The 6727-nt window shown below is 48.9% G+C and carries 5 protein-coding genes; 1 reads left to right on the plus strand and 4 read right to left on the minus strand.

The window, feature by feature from the left end; translation table 11 throughout:
- From HWQ67_RS10715 to HWQ67_RS10725, 3 genes are all read right to left on the minus strand, one after another.
- Positions 1-680 (minus strand): nucleotidyltransferase family protein (locus HWQ67_RS10715; protein ID WP_218252684.1); only part of this gene is annotated, 680 nt, incomplete at its 3' end.
- The gene (locus HWQ67_RS10720) at positions 677-1258 is read right to left on the minus strand and encodes a D-sedoheptulose-7-phosphate isomerase (RefSeq protein WP_218252685.1); all 582 of its coding nucleotides are present in this window, start codon (positions 1256-1258) and stop codon (positions 677-679) included. The genes HWQ67_RS10720 and HWQ67_RS10715, both read right to left, overlap by 4 nt.
- A gap of 242 nt (positions 1259-1500) precedes the next feature.
- A complete protein-coding gene (locus HWQ67_RS10725) occupies positions 1501-2955 on the minus strand; it encodes a cyclic nucleotide-binding domain-containing protein (RefSeq protein ID WP_218252686.1) in 1455 nt (484 codons plus the stop codon).
- A 474-nt stretch (positions 2956-3429) separates the two neighbouring features.
- Between HWQ67_RS10725 and HWQ67_RS10730 the strand changes: the two genes are divergently transcribed.
- Positions 3430-6255, plus strand: coding sequence for a VCBS repeat-containing protein (locus HWQ67_RS10730; protein ID WP_218252687.1), 2826 nt, complete (start codon positions 3430-3432; stop codon positions 6253-6255).
- A 159-nt stretch (positions 6256-6414) separates the two neighbouring features.
- Here HWQ67_RS10730 and HWQ67_RS10735 read toward each other — a convergent pair.
- On the minus strand, positions 6415-6727 hold a 313-nt coding region (locus HWQ67_RS10735; protein ID WP_255317227.1), incomplete at its 5' end, for a hypothetical protein.

The following is a 6727-nucleotide window of genomic DNA, read 5'->3' on the forward strand; positions in this document are numbered from 1 at the left end:
GCCTTGGCCCGCTCGTAGTCTTCTACAACCCCGATGTCGATGAAGTATGCGTCAAATTCAAAGCCGCAGAATCGGCGACTCTTGTAGTAGCGCTCGAGAAAATCCTTCTCTATGGAGAAGCTGGCAGGCAGGTCAAGTCCGTCAAACACCCCTGTATCTATAACGTAAACTCCCCCGTTGATAAGCCCAAAGGAACGAGCCATCTTCTCCTGAAACCCTGCAACCCTGTGGGCATCATCAACGATCACAACGCCATATCTGTCAAAATTCCGCATCGGCTTCAGTGCCATTGCAAATGCGCAATCGTGTGAGCTATACAGGTCATACAGCCTTGGGAGGTCGGCACGGAACAGTGTATCGCCGTTTAAGACAAATACCTCGCGTGCATCCGTGCATGTGAGGGCCTTTTTAATAGCCCCTCCCGTCCCCAGCGGCTCATCCTCGATGCAGTAGGTGAGGTCAATGCCGCCAAAATGTCGGCCAAAGTACTCCATAATCGCCTCTCTCCTGTAGCCGACACTCAATATGCAGTTGTCAATCCCCTGGCTGCGCATATACTCCAGGAGGTATTGCAGGAACGGTCTTGCGTTGACATCTGCCATGGGTTTTGGCAGACCGCCCAGGATCGTCTTGAGTCTGGTGCCCAGGCCGCCCGCCAGGACAATGGCCGTTTTTGTCATGGGCGTTTAAACATCGATTTTTCCACCAACTCACAGACAATGTGACCAATCAGGATGTGCGCCTCCTGTATCCGTGGTGTGTCAGAGGACGGAACGTTTATCAGGAAATTGCAGATATCCTTCATTCTTCCGCCGCTTGCCCCGGTCATGGCTACGGTTGTCATTCCGATACGTGTAGCGGCCTCTATGGCCTTTATGACGTTTGACGAGTTGCCGGAGGTCGATATCCCCACCAGGATATCGCCGGGTCTGCCATTGGCCCTGACCAGGCGCGCATATATTTCGTCGTAGGAATAATCGTTTGCCACGGCGGTCAGATATGAGGTGTTTCCGTGCAGGGCATCCGCAAAGAGCGGCTCTCTGTCGAAGTAGAATCGCCCCGAAAGCTCCGCCGCTATGTGTTGTGCATCTGCGGCGCTTCCGCCGTTGCCGCACAGGAGCACCTTCTTGTCCTGCCTGAAGGCCCCTTCCATGGCCACGGCCACCTCTGCAATCGTTTTCAGCAAGCCCGCATCGGACAGCAGCCCCTCCTTGACCGATATTGAACCCCTTATGGCATCCACTATTTGTTGATTCATCGTTGTCTCCTGTATTTTAAGTTATTACGTCATTATATGTCCATGTGATAGTATCTTCGGCATGGTTCATGGTAGCACAAGAAAGAAAGGGGCGGCTCCGCTTCTTGGCGCTCCAGGTCGCACCTGGCCCCCTTCAGAACCCCCCGCAAGGGGACCAGTCCCCTTGACCCCTTCCTGCGAAACCTTTCCTTATTTTTCGCTCCCGGTCGCACTTGGTTCCTGCGAAGTCTTGCTTGATGCAACTACAGGGTAAGGTCATTTTTGTAGTATGCCTTAATGGCCTCAGCCTCCTTAATCAGTTCGGCAATTCTATCCTGGTAGACCTTTTCAAAGAACTTAAGCACCTCCGGATACTCCTTGACGATTTCCGTAACAATGGGTCTGTTCAGTTCGTAAAGGGACGTGTCTTCAGCGGCAATAACGGTGGCAGTGTTGGGTTGTCTGGTAAAGAAGGCAATTTCTCCCAGGATTTCGCCCTTGCCAAGTATGATGTCCCCGGACCCCACCTTATAAGGCAGCGTTTGGGGTGATACAATCTTAACGGAACCTGCTTTGATTACGTATATGGAGTCAGAGATATCGGCGTGGTTTATAATCGTCTGTCCCTTATTGTATTGTTGCAGGGATACCTTGTCCAGTTTTCTCTTCAGCAAGTCGTTAAACAGGAGCAGGAAATTCGTGCGGTAATCGGTTTCGTCAACCGGCTCTGGTTGTGTGAATTTCTCCGGCATTATACTCTGTATTTTTCCCAGGACATCGGAGAGCAGTTTCACGTTTTTAAACTTGGGATTGTTTAACACTTTAATGGTAAACATGCCAAATGCAATGTCGGTAAGGTCGTTGAAAAACAGACGGCTGAGGGTCAGATATAAGAGAGCCGCCTCCGGTTTTCGATTCTCCGCGTACAGGGTTTTCACTTTATCCAGGCCTGTTTCTAACCGTGACTTTGGTTTAAGCGAAAACGTAGTCTGTCCCCGCATGGTTTCATCCATTGTTGCCTCTGCCCCCAAGAGCAGAACGTTGCTTGAAAAGCCGCTTTCACCGGGCATTGCAGCCCCGATCAGGTTTTCACACACACAAGACTGGAGCATACTCTGCTCTTTTTGCAGTGACTCAAACATGGAATCGAGCCGGGAAACATAGAACTCCTTCAGCAGTGAGCGCAGGTCGGGTTTGACGCTCATGGCCTTTTGAAGGGTCTTATTGGTTATCACGAGGGTTTCGACGTCGGTGAGGGCAGTGGCGGTGACGGGCATGGGCTTTGACGAAAACAAGGCCGATTCTCCGAAGAAATCACCGGTTGAAAGCGTGGACAATGTCCTGGTTCCCCCCATAAGGAGGTTATTTATCAGGTTGTTCAGCAACACCGGTGGTAACGGGAGGATAGTTCCCCGTGTTTTGATTTTCTTTTGGGAAACACGTACCGTGCCGCTTACTATTATGAACATGGATTCACTATGTTCACCTTCCTTGCAAATTGTTTCTTTACCCTTGTATTTAACCAGGTCTATGTCGGTTAGCATTTTCAGTGTGTTTTTATCCAGTAACTCTGCAAAGAACCGCGGAACATCCTTACCCAGAAACACCAGGTCTAGGATGAGCAGAAACGTGTCATATGCCTCATCGATGTCTTCCGATTTTATCGCATTGTATAAATAACTTATCAGATAACTGAAATTGAAATCACTTTTTTTCACAGAAAACCCTCCGGTATTTTTTTTATCAGCAGGCACCTCTACTGCGTACATGTCCGCCTGATTAAATAATGCTAACATGAAATAAAGATTACTGTCAATAATCAGTCTGAGATTACATGCCGGTTAAGTCCAAATGCCCCATCGGTGTCATTACTGCATAAGCAAAGGTTGCGCAAGATGGGGTCAAGGGGACTGGTCCCCTTGCAGGGGGGTCTGAGGGGGGGCGGAGCCGCCCCCTTCTTTTTTCTTTGCGTATAAGATTAATAATGGGCAGGTACTTTAAAATAAAAGCAATCTTGACAATAACAGAATAAATATGCTATTAATAAGGGTAATATGGTTATCTATACTGAAAAGTTGTTTGGACTTAATACAGAGGAAGACAGAGAATCTTCCGGGGATGGGAGAGCCTGGGGTGAGCAAGCCTTGTGGCAATAATAAAGTTTTTTTAGCGTTAAGAAGGAGCTATTGTTTATGAAGATCAAGATTAAGGGGTTAGTGAGAGTTATAATGGTGTTTCTGGCACTGTTCGTCTCAGAGGCGTATGCTGGTACCATAGTGGTACCGATGACGACAGACAATTGGACGGGGTACAGTGATTATGGAAACGTAAGTGTCTCAGCAACGGTTGATGGTATCCAGGTCAACGGTTATGATGTCGGTAAGGGTGCAATGGAGAAGACAACAAATTCTTATGATTTCACTGCGGCAGAGACATACATCAAGTGGAAGGCACACGGGGCCGGTGGGTACATGAAGGTGGCTGTTGGTGTTGGCAATACGGACAACAATACAGCGACAACCTTAAGTGCATCGACAGTTCGTTCGGTCAATGGTTCAACGGTGATAGCTGATGATACGTGGTACTACACGAGGATTAGATTTAGTCCCGATAGTAAATACTATCTGACGGCTACGGCAACGGGTAATTACGACAATGCCGGCGGTACCGAAATTATTCACACAGATGATAGTGTGGCCAGTTCAACTCCCTTTCAGACCGGCGTTATATATGCTTCCATCTCTGACAATGAAGGTGGCAAGGATGCTTATATAGTTATAGGTGAGGCCAAGGTGGTGAAGTCCATGTCTTGCGGTACACTTACAGAGGCAGGTGGCGATATGGCCGAAACCTTTAACTTTGATATGGGAACTAATTCAGGTAATTTTTTCTTCGAATATGATACATATTCAGTAGAAGATGAAATCATGGTGTTTTATGAAGGCAAACAGATATATACAACCGGATGTGTTGGTAAAAAGGACTCCGTGCCCCTTGCCTTTTCAGGGACATCCAGTATTATTACCGTTACGACTAATCCCAACTGCACAGGGACAACGGGCACAGCCTGGAACTTTACGGTTAGCTGTCCGGTGGGTGGAATTTCCGTACAGGTAATAAATGGCAAAGGCACGGTGGTAAGCTCTGATAATTTGGTAAAATGCAGGGATACCGGAATCGATTGCACGATAATGTACAAGACCCCAGGCAATATAACCCTGACGGCCTACGAGGACCTGAATTATTCCTTTACCGGCTGGGGTAAGCACTGCAAGAACATGGGCAAGGCGCTGTCCTGTACGCTTTCGACGTGGTATGAAAGGTATGTTACCGCCAAGTTTACGCCAAACGATATGCTCAACAAGCTAACCGTAACCAAATCCGGTAGGGCAACAGGGGATGTGACACCATCAGGTGGCAGAATAACATGGACAAACAACACGGGCGCAGCCTACTATGAGTTAACCGACAATATAGCGCTCACCGTCGCTCCGGCTACAAATGCGTATTTTTACGGCTGGGATGGTGACTGTAATGGGTCCGCTTGTACGGTAGAGATGTCGGGGCCAAAAAGCGTTGAAGCCAGGTTTGAACCAAAAGCCAAACTCTATCTGAACAAGGCCGGCAACGGCGTGGGCACCATAACGTCATCAACGGGAACCATCACGTGGAGCGGTAAAACCGGCATGGAATATTACATCCCCGGGACATCGCTGACACTTACCGCTGTTGCCAACTCCGGCTCCGTTTTTAGTGGCTGGAGCAACGACTGTTCCGGGTCCGCTTCAACCTGCACCTTCAACATACTTGCCGACAGGACTGTAACGGCAACGTTTAATGCCAGTACGCAGCAACAACCCAAACTCACCGTCACCAAACAGGGCGATGGCGATGGCACGGTATCAACGTCGGCGGGAACCCTGGCATGGTATGGCAACACCGGTACGGCTACGTATGAACTCAACACACAGGTGACATTGATTGCAACGCCCTCTGCGGGGTCAACCTTTGCCGGCTGGAGCGGCGACTGCACGGCAGCGTCAAACATGACATGTACGACAACCATGTCCGGGGACAAGAGTATTACGGTTACGTTTATTCCAAGTGGCAGCAGCAAGACAACGTATGACTTTGACGGCGACGGTATCAGCGATGCCCTGTGGAGGGATTCCTCAACGGGCGATATATACATATGGTTAATGAAGGACACGGCTATAAGCGCTGGTGACTTTGTTGTCAAGGCCCTGCCGCTGGATTGGGACATTGTTGGTGTGGGCGACTTCAATGGCGATGGCAAAAGCGACATAGTATTGCGCAACAGCCAGGGCGACATCTACATGTGGCTCATGGACAGGACAAAGATATCCACCGGGGGGTATGCCTCCAGGGGATTGCCCGGCGGGTGGGCGCTTAAGGCCACAGATGATTTTGACAACGACGGCAAGGCCGATATGCTCTGGCAAAATACCTCAACCGGAGACGTATATGTGTGGCTGATGGATGGCGCCAATATAAAGAATGCCGGTCATATAGCAATGAACGTTGGCGCAGAGTGGGAGCTTAAGGGTGTCGCAGACCTAGATGGCGACAAGAAGAGTGATATCATCTGGCAAAACACCAACAACGGTGCCGTCTTTGTCTGGTTGATGGACATTACCAGCATATCCAAAGGAGACTACGTTGCAACGGGTATTTCAGGCAACTGGCAGTTAAAGGCGGTTGCGGACTTTAACGGAGACGGCAAGGCCGATATGCTCTGGCAAAACACCTCAACCGGAGACCTCTACCTGTGGCTGATGGATGGCACAAAGATTGGTAATGGCGGTTATATAAAGCGTGCCGTATCAGAGGCATGGCAGATCAAGAAAGTTGGCGATTATAACGGAGACGGCAAGGCCGACATACTCTGGCAGAACGCCACAAGCGGCGACGTCTACGTATACATCATCAATGGCATAAGTATAACCTCCGAAGGATATCCAACAAAGGGTCTTGCCAGTCAGTGGAAAATTGAGTAAGAGCGGCAGATATCACCAGGCGGCAGAAGGGATGGTAGGAGGACGCGTTAGTCCCCCTGCCTCCGGTCTTGCTGTTTAGCAGCAGGATGTCATATCAATTGTTTTGCTGTCCCCAAATCAGGCCGTAATCATAGCTCCTGCTCGTATACACTCAAAAAGTTAGTTTTCCTTGATCATACCAATAAGGCTCGCCTTTACTTCATCTACGGTATCAGACCTCTTTATAATGACCTTTAGTTGGCTAAGTTCTTCTAAAGTGCCAATTTTCCTTATCATACCCATAAGCTCAAGACCTGTATAGCCGTATTTAATCTCAAGTGCCATCTCTATCCCCTCAAGCAAACCCTTTCTCTCTCCCTCAATCAAACCCTTTCTCTCTCCCTCAAGCAAACCCTCTTGTTTGCCATCTAAGAACATCTCGCTCTCTCTTATGTCGAATGTTATAGGCATGTTCTCTATCTCCTTTTTGACT

Source organism: Candidatus Magnetobacterium casense (assembly GCF_019173545.1).
GTDB classification, from domain to species: Bacteria; Nitrospirota; Thermodesulfovibrionia; order Thermodesulfovibrionales; family Magnetobacteriaceae; genus Magnetobacterium; species Magnetobacterium cryptolimnobacter.

Excerpts from the sequence above, each read along its gene's own strand:
- HWQ67_RS10720 (WP_218252685.1), bottom strand. The coding sequence starts at position 1,258 with ATGAATCAACAAATAGTGGATGCCATAAGGGGTTCAATATCGGTCAAG.
- HWQ67_RS10730 (WP_218252687.1), top strand. The coding sequence starts at position 3,430 with ATGAAGATCAAGATTAAGGGGTTAGTGAGAGTTATAATGGTGTTTCTG.